The sequence below is a fragment of the Gilliamella sp. G0441 genome (assembly GCF_050589305.1).
Taxonomy (GTDB): domain Bacteria; phylum Pseudomonadota; class Gammaproteobacteria; order Enterobacterales; family Orbaceae; genus Gilliamella.
In genome coordinates, this window is record NZ_JBNRJF010000005.1 from 169,679 (window position 1) to 184,770 (window position 15,092).

Below are 15,092 nucleotides of genomic sequence, written 5' to 3' on the forward strand. Positions count from 1 at the left end.
AAAATTAAAGAAATATCTATATGGTTATACCTTGTTCAAGCATAGGTTGTCAAGCTATAGTAAAATCTGATATATAAATGTAAATTTTAAAGCAATGCAACGTAGAGACTGAAAAAACGAGCATGATAAACAAAGACATTATTATCAAAGATTTGAATATACAACCTTACATGCAAACGTATCAAGCTATGCATGAGTTTACTCAAAGTCGAGATAATCAGACACCCGATCAAATCTGGCTTGTCGAACATCATGCGGTTTTCACTCAAGGTAAAGTGGGTAAACCTGAACACTTACTTAAACAAACAAATATACCTGTTGTACAAACAGATAGAGGCGGTCAAATCACCTACCATGCTCTTGGTCAGCAAATTATGTATATACTCTTTGACTTAAAAAGAGCCAAACTCGGCATTCGTGATATGGTCAGTTATCTGGAAAACAGTGTCATACAAACTTTAGCTAATTATGATATTATAGCTTATGCCAAACCCGATGCACCTGGCGTTTATATTGATTCTAAAAAAATCTGTTCACTTGGTTTACACATCCAACGAGGTTGCACATTGCATGGACTTGCTTTAAATATTGATATGGATATCACTCCGTTTACTTATATTAATCCTTGTGGCTATGCTGGATTGCAAATGACACAATTAAAAGACTATGTCTCATCAATCGATCGCAAAGCTATTAAGCAACAATTAACTGATAACTTTATTAGCCAGCTACAAAATCAATAAGATAAAATTATGCCAAATGATGAACCAATAATCCGAAGCTCTAAATACCGTGATGCAGATAAAACACGCTTAATTCCAACCATTACGGTAGAAGATTCCGCACCATTAAAAAAACCTGAATGGATGAGAATCAAACTATCAGCGAATAGTGATAATATTGCACATATAAAAAATACTATGCGCAAACATGGCTTACATTCGGTTTGTGAAGAAGCGTCTTGTCCAAATTTAGCGGAATGTTTTAATCACGGAACGGCTACCTTTATGATTTTAGGGGATATTTGTACACGCCGTTGCCCATTTTGTGATGTTGCGCACGGTAGACCATTACCACCTGATCACGAAGAACCCGTTAAACTTGCTAAAACGATTCAAGAGATGAGATTGCGCTATGTGGTGATTACTTCGGTTGATAGAGACGATTTAAAAGATGGTGGTGCAAGTCATTTTGCAGCATGTACTAAAGAGATTCGAGCATTAAGTCCTAATATTAAAGTAGAGACACTAACACCAGACTTTCGAGGATGTATTGATCAAGCCGTTGATGTTTTAAGCCAAACGCCTCCTGATGTGTTTAATCATAATCTTGAAAACATCCCCCGTTTATACAAAAAGATACGCCCTGGTGCAAACTATGAAGGGTCATTAAAATTATTAAAAGCCTTTAAAGAAAGACACCCTAATATTCCCACAAAATCAGGCTTAATGGTTGGATTAGGTGAAACAAATGAAGAGCTTATTCAAGTTTTAAAAGATTTACGTAGCCACGGTGTGACAATGTTAACCTTAGGACAATATTTACAACCAAGTAAATATCATCTACCTGTTGAACGTTATGTTTCACCATCTGAATTTGATGAATTAAAACAAATCGCCTTAAATATGGGATTTACCCATGCAGCGTGTGGTCCTTTTGTTCGTTCATCTTATCATGCTGATTTACAAGCGATGGGAAAAGAAGTGAAATAGAATATTTATTATTTTATTTAATCAAGATACTATCTATAAAAGTAATAATAACAATACCTACTTTTTAATAACGATTCGAGATGTTATAGTTAACCTAACTGTAAGTGTTGAAAAAGTGTTATTTTCTTAAAATAACACTATCAAAATCACTATAATTTAAGGTAAATATAACATCACCTTTTTTAACTCAGTTGAGGGCAAGCCACTACTGAAGCCGTAATCTTGGGTTTTCCGATTAGTACAAACTGCTTGTTCTTACTATCTAAAGTCTTTTCAACAGCTAAAGTTAATGACAACCAATATGCACAATCTCCAGCAATACCTATCGAATCATCAACATTGAAAAAATTATTTGGTTGAAACTTGATTTCATTAAAATAATTTAATACTGCTTTTTGTTGTTTCTCTGTTACCGCACTAATCCAAATACCATCATAATCTTTATCGTCATTGCCACCCCATAGTAATGCTTTATCTAAAGTCTCATTGAGATGTTGTGTTTGCTCACTCCGATAAATTTTAGCGGATAATTTACGAAAATCAGAAAGTGAAGAATCAGCAATAGCCTTTTCTCCAGCAAGTAATAATAACGAAGCAAATTCCCCTTCATTTTTATCGGGTGTATGAAAAAGATGAGCACTAATGACCAATAATAAATCGGTATCATACTGACTTTGATCTAACCATGATTCTATAAATGTCGTACTATGTTTAGGATCCTCGATTTCAAAGCTAGTAGGCTTAATAACAGTGCCAAGTGTTTGAGCCCAAATCTCTTCAAGTTCATCAACTTTAGATTCAGTGTCAATAAATAAGCGTACATGGATATTCAAATTAGGAGATAACTGCTTAAGAAGTAATTGATAAGTCGATAACCACCCTACAAATATTAAATGAATTCTTTTGTATGCATCATTAGACGATAACCTGTCTGGAATGGGTAAAGCACTATAAGCATAAAATTCTTTTTGGTCACCAACCTGCTTCGAACTCAATAAAATTTTATGACTGGCTACACCTATACCATTACCAAATTTGCCATGATGGGTTTCAAGTGAGTAATCAATAACGTACAAACCACATTTTGCAAATTCGATTAACTTTTGACGTTCTTTTTCAATTTTAGCATTCCAATTATCTCGATATATACTTGTATCAAGTCTTAAATAAAGACAATACAACAAGCAAAAAATCCATAATAATACCGGGATGGTAAGCGAACCGCTTATAAACCAAAAATCGGACACTCGATTAAAAAAACTATAACTTAATGTAGAAATGAAACCGATAAGTATCATTAAAAAAAACAAACCAATCCAGAGTAAAAAACTAAATTTTTTTTGTTTAGGAAGAGGTGAAGGTAATGATTTGAAATCAACAGGCATCAGCTTTTTCCTACTTTAGAGATAGATGAAATTAACGAACAACCACAAGCAGTTTTGTGCCCATCTAAAGCAATTTTTTTACCTTGATCTGTCATTGTAGGTTCACCTTCTACAATTGCATTAACACCATGCTTATGAATGGGGCAACTGACTAAATCACCAACACGAGCAACTGGTTTACCCATCACTTTCATCGTGGTTGAAGCGGTTATGACCTTACCGCCATGATTAGTATCATCACCTAAACGAATAATGCCTCGTAAATTCGTCATTTTTACTTCCTTTCTACCTTTGCTTACTTTTATCTATTTTTACTCTAACTAATTATAAATAATTAATATTTAAATTAAAATTATTATCTTTAATTAACATCTGTTGGCTTTTAAACTATTAATCGGTTCACATTAAATCTCATATTCCCACTTTGAACACATTTTCCAGCACGAGGATTAGCTTATTGGTTTAAAGGCTTCTGTGTAATAGCAAAAATCGCCTTTTACTTTTGTTTTGGCTCGTGCTTCGTCATAACCGTCTTGAATAATGCGTTTAAATTCTTCTTTGTTATAACAACCAACGAGACTGGTACCAGCAATCAGAAGGGCTAATAATTGGGTGAGTTTACTCATTTTTTCCATCACCTAAATTCTTACGGTTTAATTTGTTTGTAAGTAAGACTATCTTCGTATAACTTACCCTCTTTACCAACATTAAATGTTATAACTTCCTCGTAAGTTTTACCGGGTAGTTGCGCTTTAGTTTGTGTATAAATCTCGTTGAGTTTATCTTGATTGTCTATTACCCAATCTGGCACATCGATAACATGATATTCATAATCTACTTCAAGATTGACTTTGTTATAGCTATAACCTTGTGCTCGGGTATACTCATTTTTGGTGACATCGGTCACCCGTTCCACTACAATCGGTCCGTAACAAAATTCATTATGATAGAGAGGTTCATCATCTCTATTATCAATATATTGATGCCAATATTCTCGACCCAAGTCGGTTAAGTCATAATGATACAGTCCTGATTGACCTTCCACAGGCTGTCGACTTAATAAACCAATTTCGGCAAATAGAGGTAATGACCTTGATAATTTACGTTTATTCCAAATATCCCATCTTATATCCGTTTCTAATACTGGCTCATCCGTATAAGGGAATCTTAGTACGCCTAAGTAATAGCAAAAATCACCTTTTACTTTCGTATTGGCACGTGCTTTGTCATAACCGTCTTGAATAATGTGTTTAAATTCTTCTTTGTTATAACAACCAACTAAACAACTACCAACAATCAATAGGGCTAATAGTTTGGTGAATTTACTGTTTTTTGATTTCATAAATTATTTGCTATTGTCTATTGCTTCACTTGTAGGTTTAAGTTGAAAATAGGATAAGTTATTTTGATATAATTTATCATCTTTACCTACATAAAATTTTATAGTTTGCACATAACTTTTATCAGGTAACCTTACTTTTACTTGGGGATATACGATATATAATTTTTCTTGATTGTTTATTGCCCAATCCGGAACATCTATCACATGATATTGAAACTGAACCAATAAATTGACTTCGTTGTAGCTATAACCTTGTGCTCGGGTATACTCCTTTTTGGTGACATCAGTCACCCGATCAACCACGATCGGTCCGTAACAAAATTGATTATAGTAACGTGTTCTTTTAAATCTATTATCAATATCTTGATGCCAATATTCTCGACCCAAGTCGGTCAAATCATATTGATACAGTCCCGACTGCCCTTCCACAGGTTGTCGACTTAATAAGCCAATTTCGGCAAATAAAGGTAAACTTTTAGCAAGATCTTCCTTATTCCAAATCATACCTCTGGTATCGTCTTCCTTCACCGGCTCATCAGTATAAGGGAATCGAAGATCTCCTATGTAATAACAAAAATCGCCTTTTACTTTCGTATTGGCGCGCACTTTGTCATAACCGTTTTGAATAATGTGTTTAAATTCTTCTTTGTTATAACAACTAACTAAACTACTGCCAGCAATCAATAGGGCTAATAATTGGGTGAGTTTACTCATCTTTTTTAAAGCCTTTGGGGTTATGGTTTAAATTGAAAATAGGACAGGCTATTTTGATATAATTTATCATCCTTACCAACATAAAATCTCACAACCTCTTTATTGGTTTTTCCTGGTAATTCCACTGTACTTGCACCATAAATTGCTTTGATTTTGTCTTTATTATTTATCACCCAATCTGGCACTTCGTTAACATGATATTCATAATAAACTTCAAGCTGAACTTCGTTATAACTATAACCTTTTGCACGTGTATACTCATATTTTTTGAAATTTGTCACCCGTTCGACTACTATCGGTCCATAACAAAATTCATTATGGTAGAGAGGTTCATCATCTCTATTATCAATATATTGATGCCAATACTCTCGACCTAAGTCGGTTAAGTCATAATGATACAGTCCTGATTGACCTTCCACAGGCTGTCGACTTAATAAACCAATTTCGGCAAATAGAGGTAATGACCTTGATAATTTACGTTTATTCCAAATATCCCATCTTATATCCGTTTCTAATACTGGCTCATCCGTATAAGGGAATCTTAGTACGCCTAAGTAATAGAAAAAATCACCTTTTACTTTCGTATTGGCACGTGCTTTGTCATAACCGTCTTGAATAATGCGTTTAAATTCTTCTTTGTTATAACAGCCAACTAAACTACTGCCAGCAATCAATAGCGCTAATAGTTGGGTCAATCTACTGTTTCTTTGTTTCATAAATTATTTGCTATTTTCCATTGTTTCACTTATGGGTTTAAGTTGAAAATAGGATAGGCTATCTTGATATAATTTATCACCTTTACCAACCTTGAACGTTATAGTTTGCACATAACTTTTATTTGGTAATCTCACATCTCCTTGCGTATATACTGCATTCAGTTTTTCTTGGTTGTTTATCACCCAATCTGGCACATCGATAACATGATATTTATAATCCACTTCAAGATTGACTTTGTTATAGCTATAACCTTGTGCTCGAGTGTACTCATTTTTGGTGACATCTGTCACTCGTTCAACCACTATTGGTCCATAACAAAACTGAGTATGATGAAGTGGTCCTGACTCATCTTTTTCAACATATTGATATAAATATTCTCGACCTAAATCAGTTAAGTCATAATGATACAGTCCCGATTGACCTTCCACAGGTTGTCGACTTAATAAGCCGATTTTGGCAAATAGGGGTAATGACTTTGATAATCTACCTTTGTTCCACGTTGTCCATCGACTGTCTTCGTCTAATTTTGGCTCATCGGTATAAGGAAATCTTAGTACCCCTAAATAGTAACAAAAATCGCCTTTTACTTTTGTTTTGGCGCGTGCTTCGTCATAACCGTCTTGAATAATACGTTTAAATTCTTCTTTGTCATAACAACCAACTAGACTACTACCCGCGATCAATAGCGCTAATAGTTGAATGAGTTTACTCATCTTTTCCATCACCTAAATTCTTACGGTTTAATTTGTTTGTAAGTAAGACTATCTTCGTATAACTTACCCTCTCTACCAACATTAAATGTTATAACATCCTCATAGGTTTTACCAGGTAGCTGTGCTTTAGTTTGTGTATAAATCTCATTGAGTTTATCTTGATTGTTTATTACCCAATCTGGCACATCGATAACATGATATTCATAATCTACTTCAAGATTAACTTTGTTATAACTATAACCTTGTGCTCGAGTGTACTCATTTTTGGTGACATCTGTCACTCGTTCAACCACTATCGGTCCATAACAAAATTCATTATGGTAGAGTGGTCTTGGGCCTCTATTATCAATATATTGATGCCAATATTCTCGACCTAAGTCAGTTAAGTCATAATGATACAGTCCCGATTGCCTTGCCACGGGCTGCCGACTTAATAAACCAATTTCGGCAAAGAGGGGTAAACTTACAGCAAGATCTTCTTTATTCCAAGTTGTCCACCGACTGTCTTCGTCTAATTTTGGCTCATCGGTATAGGGGAATTTTAGTACCCCTAAGTAATAGCAAAAATCGCCTTTTACTTTCGTATTGGCGCGTGCTTTGTCATAACCGTCTTGAATAATGTGTTTAAATTCTTCTTTGTTATAACAACCAACTAAACTATTGCAAGCAATCAATAGCAATAATAGTTGGGTCAATTTACTGTTTTTTGGTTTCATAAATCATTCTTTATCAGACTGTGCTCCGCCTACTGGTTTAATACGTTTGTAACCTAAAGTATCTTGATATAATTTTCCCTCTTTACCAACATTAAACGTTACAATATCTTTATAAGTTTTTCTGGGTAATCTTGCTTTAGTTTGAATATACACCGCATTAAGCTTATCTTGATTATTTATTACCCAATTTGGCACATCGATAACATGATATTCATAATAGACATCAAGGTTGACTTTGTTGTAGCTATAACCTTGTGCTCGGGTGTACTCATTTTTGGTGACATCTGTCACTCGTTCAACCACTATTGGTCCATAACAAAACTGAGTATGGTGAAGTGGCCCTGAAACACCTTTTTCAACATATTGATATAAATACTCTCGACCTAAGTCGGTTAAGTCATAATGATACAGTTCCGATTGCCCTTCCACAGGTTGTCGACTTAATAAGCCAATTTCAGCAAAAAGGGGTAAACTTACAGCAAGATCTTCTTTATTCCAAGTCTTCCACCGACTGTCTTCGTCTAATTTTGGCTCATCGGTATAGGGGAATTTTAGTACCCCTAAGTAATAGCAAAAATCGCCTTTTACTTTCGTATTGGCACGTGCTTCGTCATACCCGTTTTGAATAATGCGTTTAAATTCTTCTTTGTTATAACAACCAACTAAACTACTAACGGCAATCAATAGCGCTAATAGTTTGATGAATTTACTGTTTTTTTGCTTCATAAATTATTTGCTATTGTCTATTGCTTCACTTGTAGGTTTAAGTTGAAAATAGGAAAGATTATCTTGATATAATTTTTCATCTTTACCTACATAAAATTTTATAGTTTGCAAATAATTTCTATCAGGTAATCTTACTTTTACTTGGGGATATACCGCATTCAATTTTTCTTGGTTGTTGATTGCCCAGTCGGGAATGTCTATTACATGATATTGAAACTGAACCAGCAAATTGACTTCGTTATAGCTATAACCTTGCGCTCGGGTATACTCCTTTTTGGTGACATCTGTCACTCGTTCGACCACGATCGGTCCATAACAAAATTGATTATGATAAAGTGGCCCTGACACGCCTTTCTTAACATATTGATTCCAATATTCTCGACCTAAGTCGGTTAAATCATAATGATACAGTCCTGATTGACCCTCAACGGGTTGTCGACTTAATAAACCAATTTCGGCAAATAGGGGTAAACTTACAGCAAGATCTTCTTTATTCCAAGTTGTCCACCGACTGTCTTCGTCTAATTTTGGCTGATCGGTATAGGGGAATTTTAGTACCCCTAAGTAATAGCAAAAATCGCCTTTTACTTTCGTATTGGCACGTACTTTGTCATACCCGTTTTGAATAATGTGTTTAAATTCTTCTTTATTATAACAACCAACTAAACTACTACCCGCGATCATTAAGGCTAATAGTTTGATGAATTTACTGTTTTTTTGTTGCATAAATCATTACCTTTTGTATGTATCCGAAATGATAATTGGATTGGCATCCACTGTGTTACCTTGATTATCTTTGGTGGTTCTACCGGTTGGCCAATAGTAGAGTTGTAAATTAATTTCATTATTAGTCGAAAAATAACATTCACCTGTTTTATAGAAAATTTGAAAGTAACCCAAATCATTCCCGTCATCATCTACTGCATCTTTATAAGATTCCACCTTTCCAACTTTGTTTTTCACTAATTCATCATCTTCTGTCACAGGTGCTAAAGGCGCTTTGCGTTTAATCAGCAAATCTTCAACGGAATCTTGCGTAAAAGTAAGAATCGGATACTGTTTGCCATTACTAATATTTAATGTCACTAGTTCTTGCGTATGTTTATCTAAAAATCGAATTTTACCTTCATAATCACTCAGTTCCGATTTAAAATTAGGCAACCCCACCGAAAGATATATTTCCTTACAAAAAGATTTGATTAGATTATCGTAACCGCCTAATGGGTAGGAACCGACGTCAACTTTTGGCATTTGATTTTGTAATTCTAGAATTTCTTTTACTTTCCTCATTTCGTCCATATAGTATATTTTGTTATTGTCGAACTGAAGCACCGCATAAAGTCCTGTTCTTGCCACCATAAAGTCATTGATGGCTAATGCCATGCTGTCAAAGTTGGCTAAATAAGGTACGCCTTTATCACTTGTTTTTTGTAATCCAAATAGGCAGTAATTAAACCAGATTTGCATTTTATCCCAGTCATCGGTTTCATCTTTATAGATCATTTGTATAATTGCAGCAGCAACACCCGCAACTAGTCCTAGGATAAATATTGCTGCACCAATCGGGCCAGAAAATAATCCTAATAATCCAACTGATTGAATCAAAAAAACAAAACCCGAGAACATTTGCAAGCCACCTGCAATCATATAGGCTGTGCCTACTTCGCCCCCTTTGGCATAACCTTTTAAAAATAATATGCTCCCTTCCAGTATAGTGATAAAACTGGTTATTGAGCCTAATACCGCTGTTACCCCTACCGAACTTTTAAGAATACCATTGCTTAGCAATTTTAATCCTCTATTTAATTCTAATGTTTGTCGCCAGGCTATAGGTAGTGTTTGATTCAGAAACAATAACGTTTCATTAATTAATGATGCGTAGTTTGCAACTACTTTACATAAGCCAAATTGCACATCGCGTTTTATTTCGAAACGAGCAGTTTCGCTTAATGTGGGATCATCTAATTTTTTCAAATTTTCCATATATTGAATATGGGTAACTAAGGACTGTACGCCAGCGACTGCCACTTTACCAATACCGATTGAAATATCTTTTTTTGTTGGTAAATCAGTTTCTATAGAGGTATTTATATAGGTTTCTTGAATATTTTCCAATATACTCTTACAAAAATCACCTTTGATCTGGTTGACGATATTTAAGCTTCGGCTATGGGCAAATCCAAACGTTAATGCTGCATCTAACCAATTTCGATTCAATGCAAATGTTAACGTCGCTTTAATTGCTCGAAACAGCTCTTTACCATTTTGTAATATCGTTTCATTTGCGCCAATTTCGATTATTTGTAATCCGAATGCCAGATAATCGGCATACGTAGACATCAAATCCCAATCGATGGTACTGTCTTGATCATCCGTTAGGGTGTAATTTTTATAAGACAGTTCTTGACCGCTACTTTCAAATGGTTCCCAAAAATTCAAAACTTCAGATAATTTTGCAATCGGGATATTTTGCAGCTTAATATACAGCATTAAGTAACCATGAATAACCAGATTACTTTGAATAATTAATGGTATAACTTTTAATTGCAAGGCGTCCGCTTGTTTTGTACCTTGCTTCTGATTGGTTAGAGATTGCATTGGTGGGCGGTTTGCCAATCCTGCTGAAACACGCGCAAATAGCATGAAATAGAGATTTAGCATAAGTTCACCTTTTTCGGCAAAAAAGTTATTCGCTAACTTGCCTTGCCCTAAATCTTCTTCCAGTTCTTGTAAAAGAACTTTCGTTTGCTCTACACGCTTTTGCTTCGCTGCTTGTTCGTTATCATACTGCTGTTGCAAATAAGCTTTAATTTGATCTTCGGTTTTATTCGTTAATTGTGGTACAAAACTCGAATGTAATGCGAGTTCGTCTTGCATAATATTCAGGCGTTTATTGAAAACTAACTCCCAAAAACTGCCTTGTTGACCATCAATCAGGTGATAAAAAAGACTGTCTGCATTGTTAAGCAGGGTATCCCATACCGCTGATTGTTCTTCCATTTTTACATTACCCAGACAAGTAAAATCAATCAGTTTTATAAAATCACTTAGGTAGCCAACATGATTATTGGAACAGTTAGTATCACACTCGATTAACCAAAATTCACAATCATTGTATTGATTAATTGCCGAAGGGGCATATTGTGAACATCCATTGAAACCAAATAACCAGATTAAGTAATAAAAGTAATCTTGCGATAGCTTAGCAATTGATTTGACAAACTTGTTATAGTCCGCTTGTTCTTTCGCTATAAAATTTTGCTCTTCTGACGTGTTGATTAAACTGTTGTATTTTTCTAATTGTTTTTCTATGTTTTCATTGGCGGCTTGTTCAGCAGTGTTATTTTGCTTGAAAGCTCTAACATCAAGATATGTTATACCCATTAAACCTTTAAATTTTTCTAAATGTTTACTTTTTTCCTCTTTGCTCATGGCTATTTCGACAAAGCCTTGCTTTAAATAACCTTCTGATTTAGGAAAATTATTAAAAAGTGGGCCTTGTCCGGTGTCAATGTATGTATAATAGTCATAGAAAACCTTATCTTTCGCTTTTGCTGTTTCAGACGAGATAATTTGGTTGCGGTATTCATTTATTAACGCTAAAGTTTTGCGTTTATGCAATCTTTCTTCTTTAAAATATTCTTTACTGATAATATTTGAACTCAACGAGTGGTAGGTGTCATAATATTGATGTTCGTTAATGTCATCAAAGATACTTTTATCACTTACCGGCTCTTTATTGTTTAATATCGCATTGTATTTTTCATCTAACCGTTTGTTTGCTTCGATGATTTTTTTGTAATTTTCATCGATTTTCTTAGCATAGATTTCTTCCGATTGAATAATTAACTGCGTAATGGGTTCGATTTTTAGCTGTCTTTGTAAACTTAGCTCTTCTGCAATACCAAACGGATCTTCAATCACAACAACTGGCACGACAAAACGCTTATCTTTTTCAAATGTATTAATTTGGTTTTTTAATACATCGCAAGAATCTAAATACTCTTTTTTGTTTGCTTTATGGCGATCTCGTAACGAGTTGAATTTATGAGCTGTAATAAAGGTATTTTTATTTTCAATTAGTTGTTTATCATCATTATCATTTTCATCATCATTTCCTTCATTATGCACGATGGTTGTCGGTTTTGCGGCTAATTCTAATAATGAATTATCTGATAATAATTTATTGAATTCAAAACTTCGTTTACCCCCTTCAGTGAGTTGGTTGGGATCTTTATAAGCTGCCTGATTTAAATTGATTTTGGTAAACCGTTTTAACGCCGTATCTAAATCGATAGTTTTGGTATTGCGTTTTGCTGATTCGGTATTACTATTTTGCCCATTTTGTGATGAATCATTTCCTTGATTTTGTTTGGATGGTAAATCAATTGTGATCGAGGATTCATTCATCAATTTTAGGTACTTTTCTACCGCACTGTTTTCACCTTGAGACCATGCTCGACGGGTGTAAGCTATGTAGGCTTCGCCTTCGTATACCGAGGTGTCAATATTGATAAAAGATCCAGGTATATGGTGATTACCATCTTTAGTACATGCTTGGGGGATCTCTTTAACGTTTCGCTCTTTTAAGTCAGTAATGGTTTTATGACGAAATACCCCTGATGGTGTCACTTCGTATCCTAAAAATTCCCATCCTTTATTTTTATGTTTCACTAAGATATAAACGTAACCGACTCGTAATGTTCGATAAACGTATTTATGAGTAAGCAAGTCAACTTGTGGCTCACGATTTGTATCGGATAGTTTAATGGCTTCACCCATTTGTTGGGCTAAGCTAAAGTTAGTACTAATCGGGGCTTTTCGAACTAAAAAAATCGGAAATCCTTTACGTTCACAAACGCCACAACCGCCATTTGCTAAAGCTGAACGGGAATCTTTACCATCTTTGTTTGCTTCGGCATAAATAATGCGATCTTCGAGTTCAGCGGCTTGTTCTTCTTTTCGTTTTTGAAGTTGTTCTTCTTCTGCAGTTTTGTTTGTTTCTTGCTTTTCCATTTTACTATTCCAATACTTTATACTATTTTTTTATCTCATTCTTTAATGGATAAGAATTGTTGCCTATCGATTGCTTGAAATCTTTCTTCCAGGCTTCCTTTATCTTGTTTGGCTTGGTCGATTGCCTCTTTTATTTTGCTGACACTGAGCAAATCACCATAACGTAATGACATCAATACAAAAGTCCTTTGGTCATTTGAATCCGTTAATCCAATTTGACATGCTTTTTGATAAGTATTAGCTAATTGAATTAAGTCGATTTGCGTCACATCTTTGCCAAGTTTTTTATAAACTCTGACCTGTGTTAAGTAGATATCGAATATGACTTTAATATGCTGTTGATAAAATTTTGCTTCTTGACTAAGAAAAATACTATATGAATTGGGTTTGTAATTTAACCGATTGATTGTCGAAATGGTTTTATTAATAGTTAAATAGCTATAACTGACCAGACAGCTAAATACATCCGCTAAAAATTCAGTACAAATAATATTACCTTGATGTAATAGCTGCATGCGGAATGGCTCATAAAAAGGAACAAATTTTGTACCGATAAATTGAGTTAAATATTTACCTATGCCAGTCAACATTTGAGCGATTATATTCGGTGGGTGTTGGCTCACTAGCCAACTACAAACATAACGCTTGCTTTGTAATAATTCATTTTCGGCTTCTCTCAAACTAAATTTTAATAATCGTTGTTCAATAGGTTGCCCAGGGTTACCGAGAATAACAAGCTGTGGACACGCATCAAGATCGTAGGCTAAGTCTGTTCTTATTACAGGGGTAACCGCTTGTTCACCATAATGATCTTTAATATTATTGAGGCTGATAAATTCCAATTCGCTTACGGCTACTAAGGGATCTAAGAGTAAATATCGATAATATTGTTGATTGCTTTCACTATTTAATAGGTTAATTAATTGCTGTTTCATTAAGCACCTTCCTTACATGTACTGCCTAATGGTAACGCTGTTTCATCAACGGATAGTGTCGCTGGACTGATTACGCCAAAACTAGCAGCATTCACTTTAACATCACCTGGTGCATAAAAGTTTATTTCGCCATTTTCTAATACAATGGCAACACCATTACAGCTTAAGGTCAGTTTTTTGTTCGCCGATACGATGACCTCACTGTCTGTACTTGTGATTTTCATATCTTGTTTAGAAGTTAAATGCATTTCTTCATTTTGTGCTTGTATATCTACATTCCCTTTTGAAGCAAATATTTTAATCCCCATTTTATTTGCAAATAGGCTTATCATATTGCCGGCAGTCACCATAAAACGCTTAAATGCATTGATGTCTACCGTGTTTTGTGCTGTTTGGATGATGTTTTCACCAGCACTATGCTGAATAGAACTTGGTGTTGTGTGTGCAATACCTGAAGGTGCATAATTTAAGATTGCCGGTTCTTTTAATTCATTTAAACTTTGCTCTAATAGTTGTTTTTGCGTCGATAAATCAGCCAGTTCTGCTTCGGCTGCTTCGGCCAGTTCATTAAGCCTTTTGACCATTTCACTGGCTTGTTGTAATGATTCGATAGCGCTACCCATTTCAAGCTGGGTGTTATCGGCTTTAGATTGCTCTTCGGTTGTTACATAAAGCCCTTTCCCTGAACGTATGGCACCCCATTCATCCGTTCGTAGTTCAAAGCCTTCGCCACGCTTTTCTTTCTTTTCGTTAACAAGATGACCAATATTTAGCTGGGTTTTACCGTATTCGGTCGCCAATTTAATGTGTTCTTGTCCACGTTTATCATCCATACGCAATTTGTTATTGGCAGGTGTTCGAATAACATTACGATGTTTGTTAGCAGTTGCTACATGGTCTGGATGGGTACTGTCATGCATCGCATGAGCTATATAAGGTCTATCGGGATTACCATTCGTGAAGCCTATCGCGACTTCTGTTCCATCTATTAATGGAAAATGAAACCCATATGTATCACCTGAATAAGGTTTTGCCAGCCTTACCCATAAACTTTCTTCCCCTTTTTTCCAGTTTTTTAAATCAAAATTGAATTTTATTCGATATCGTCCTTGAGTA

At 34.9% G+C, this 15,092-nt stretch carries 15 protein-coding genes; 2 read left to right on the top strand and 13 right to left on the bottom strand.

The window, feature by feature from the left end; translation table 11 throughout:
• The first annotated feature begins 122 nt into the window (after window positions 1–122).
• Together lipB and lipA are read left to right on the top strand one after the other, a co-directional pair.
• Window positions 123–743: a lipoyl(octanoyl) transferase LipB gene (gene lipB, locus ACKJXD_RS06540; protein ID WP_430875869.1), complete on the top strand. Its 621-nt coding sequence runs from the start codon at window positions 123–125 to the stop codon at window positions 741–743.
• Between the two features lie 9 nt (window positions 744–752).
• Window positions 753–1,712, top strand: a complete 960-nt coding sequence (gene lipA, locus ACKJXD_RS06545) for a lipoyl synthase (protein WP_220216914.1) — start codon at window positions 753–755, stop codon at window positions 1,710–1,712.
• Window positions 1,713–1,894: 182 nt separating this feature from the next.
• Here lipA and ACKJXD_RS06550 read toward each other — a convergent pair whose 3' ends face one another.
• From ACKJXD_RS06550 to ACKJXD_RS06610, 13 genes are all read right to left on the bottom strand, one after another.
• Window positions 1,895–3,097 (bottom strand): hypothetical protein, encoded by a 1,203-nt coding sequence (locus tag ACKJXD_RS06550; RefSeq protein WP_430875870.1) that lies wholly within the window; start codon window positions 3,095–3,097, stop codon window positions 1,895–1,897.
• Window positions 3,097–3,369, bottom strand: coding sequence for a PAAR domain-containing protein (locus tag ACKJXD_RS06555; RefSeq protein ID WP_430875871.1), 273 nt, complete (start codon window positions 3,367–3,369; stop codon window positions 3,097–3,099). Before ACKJXD_RS06555 ends, ACKJXD_RS06550 begins: the two co-directional genes overlap by 1 nt.
• Window positions 3,370–3,546: 177 nt before the next feature.
• Window positions 3,547–3,723 (bottom strand): hypothetical protein, encoded by a 177-nt coding sequence (locus ACKJXD_RS06560; protein WP_430875872.1) that lies wholly within the window; start codon window positions 3,721–3,723, stop codon window positions 3,547–3,549.
• 20 nt (window positions 3,724–3,743) lie between these two features.
• A complete protein-coding gene (locus ACKJXD_RS06565) occupies window positions 3,744–4,439 on the bottom strand; it encodes a hypothetical protein (RefSeq protein WP_430875873.1) in 696 nt (231 codons plus the stop codon).
• Window positions 4,440–4,442: 3 nt separating this feature from the next.
• Entirely contained in the window at window positions 4,443–5,153 is a 711-nt protein-coding gene (locus ACKJXD_RS06570; RefSeq protein WP_430875874.1) for a hypothetical protein, read from the bottom strand.
• 20 nt (window positions 5,154–5,173) lie between these two features.
• Window positions 5,174–5,869 carry a hypothetical protein gene (locus ACKJXD_RS06575; protein ID WP_430875875.1) on the bottom strand — a complete coding sequence of 232 codons (696 nt, stop codon included), beginning with the start codon at window positions 5,867–5,869 and terminating at the stop codon, window positions 5,174–5,176.
• Between the two features lie 3 nt (window positions 5,870–5,872).
• Complete coding sequence (locus ACKJXD_RS06580) at window positions 5,873–6,583, bottom strand: hypothetical protein (protein WP_430875876.1); 711 nt, start codon at window positions 6,581–6,583, stop codon at window positions 5,873–5,875.
• Between the two features lie 20 nt (window positions 6,584–6,603).
• A complete protein-coding gene (locus tag ACKJXD_RS06585) occupies window positions 6,604–7,299 on the bottom strand; it encodes a hypothetical protein (protein WP_430875877.1) in 696 nt (231 codons plus the stop codon).
• Window positions 7,300–7,302: 3 nt separating this feature from the next.
• Entirely contained in the window at window positions 7,303–8,025 is a 723-nt protein-coding gene (locus tag ACKJXD_RS06590; RefSeq protein WP_430875878.1) for a hypothetical protein, read from the bottom strand.
• A 3-nt stretch (window positions 8,026–8,028) separates the two neighbouring features.
• Window positions 8,029–8,751, bottom strand: coding sequence for a hypothetical protein (locus tag ACKJXD_RS06595; protein ID WP_430875879.1), 723 nt, complete (start codon window positions 8,749–8,751; stop codon window positions 8,029–8,031).
• Between the two features lie 6 nt (window positions 8,752–8,757).
• Entirely contained in the window at window positions 8,758–13,041 is a 4,284-nt protein-coding gene (locus ACKJXD_RS06600; protein ID WP_430875880.1) for a toxin VasX, read from the bottom strand.
• 35 nt (window positions 13,042–13,076) lie between these two features.
• On the bottom strand, window positions 13,077–13,976 hold the full coding sequence (locus ACKJXD_RS06605) for a hypothetical protein (protein WP_430875881.1): 900 nt from the start codon (window positions 13,974–13,976) through the stop codon (window positions 13,077–13,079).
• Window positions 13,976–15,092 (bottom strand): DUF2345 domain-containing protein (locus ACKJXD_RS06610; RefSeq protein ID WP_430875882.1); only part of this gene is annotated, 1,117 nt, incomplete at its 5' end. The genes ACKJXD_RS06610 and ACKJXD_RS06605, both read right to left, overlap by 1 nt.

Coding starts and splice junctions, on each gene's coding strand:
- lipB (WP_430875869.1), top strand. CDS start 123: ATGATAAACAAAGACATTATTATCAAAGATTTGAATATACAACCTTAC.
- lipA (WP_220216914.1), top strand. CDS start 753: ATGCCAAATGATGAACCAATAATCCGAAGCTCTAAATACCGTGATGCA.
- ACKJXD_RS06550 (WP_430875870.1), bottom strand. CDS start 3,097: ATGCCTGTTGATTTCAAATCATTACCTTCACCTCTTCCTAAACAAAAA.
- ACKJXD_RS06555 (WP_430875871.1), bottom strand. CDS start 3,369: ATGACGAATTTACGAGGCATTATTCGTTTAGGTGATGATACTAATCAT.
- ACKJXD_RS06560 (WP_430875872.1), bottom strand. CDS start 3,723: ATGAGTAAACTCACCCAATTATTAGCCCTTCTGATTGCTGGTACCAGT.
- ACKJXD_RS06565 (WP_430875873.1), bottom strand. CDS start 4,439: ATGAAATCAAAAAACAGTAAATTCACCAAACTATTAGCCCTATTGATT.
- ACKJXD_RS06570 (WP_430875874.1), bottom strand. CDS start 5,153: ATGAGTAAACTCACCCAATTATTAGCCCTATTGATTGCTGGCAGTAGT.
- ACKJXD_RS06575 (WP_430875875.1), bottom strand. CDS start 5,869: ATGAAACAAAGAAACAGTAGATTGACCCAACTATTAGCGCTATTGATT.
- ACKJXD_RS06580 (WP_430875876.1), bottom strand. CDS start 6,583: ATGAGTAAACTCATTCAACTATTAGCGCTATTGATCGCGGGTAGTAGT.
- ACKJXD_RS06585 (WP_430875877.1), bottom strand. CDS start 7,299: ATGAAACCAAAAAACAGTAAATTGACCCAACTATTATTGCTATTGATT.
- ACKJXD_RS06590 (WP_430875878.1), bottom strand. CDS start 8,025: ATGAAGCAAAAAAACAGTAAATTCATCAAACTATTAGCGCTATTGATT.
- ACKJXD_RS06595 (WP_430875879.1), bottom strand. CDS start 8,751: ATGCAACAAAAAAACAGTAAATTCATCAAACTATTAGCCTTAATGATC.
- ACKJXD_RS06600 (WP_430875880.1), bottom strand. CDS start 13,041: ATGGAAAAGCAAGAAACAAACAAAACTGCAGAAGAAGAACAACTTCAA.
- ACKJXD_RS06605 (WP_430875881.1), bottom strand. CDS start 13,976: ATGAAACAGCAATTAATTAACCTATTAAATAGTGAAAGCAATCAACAA.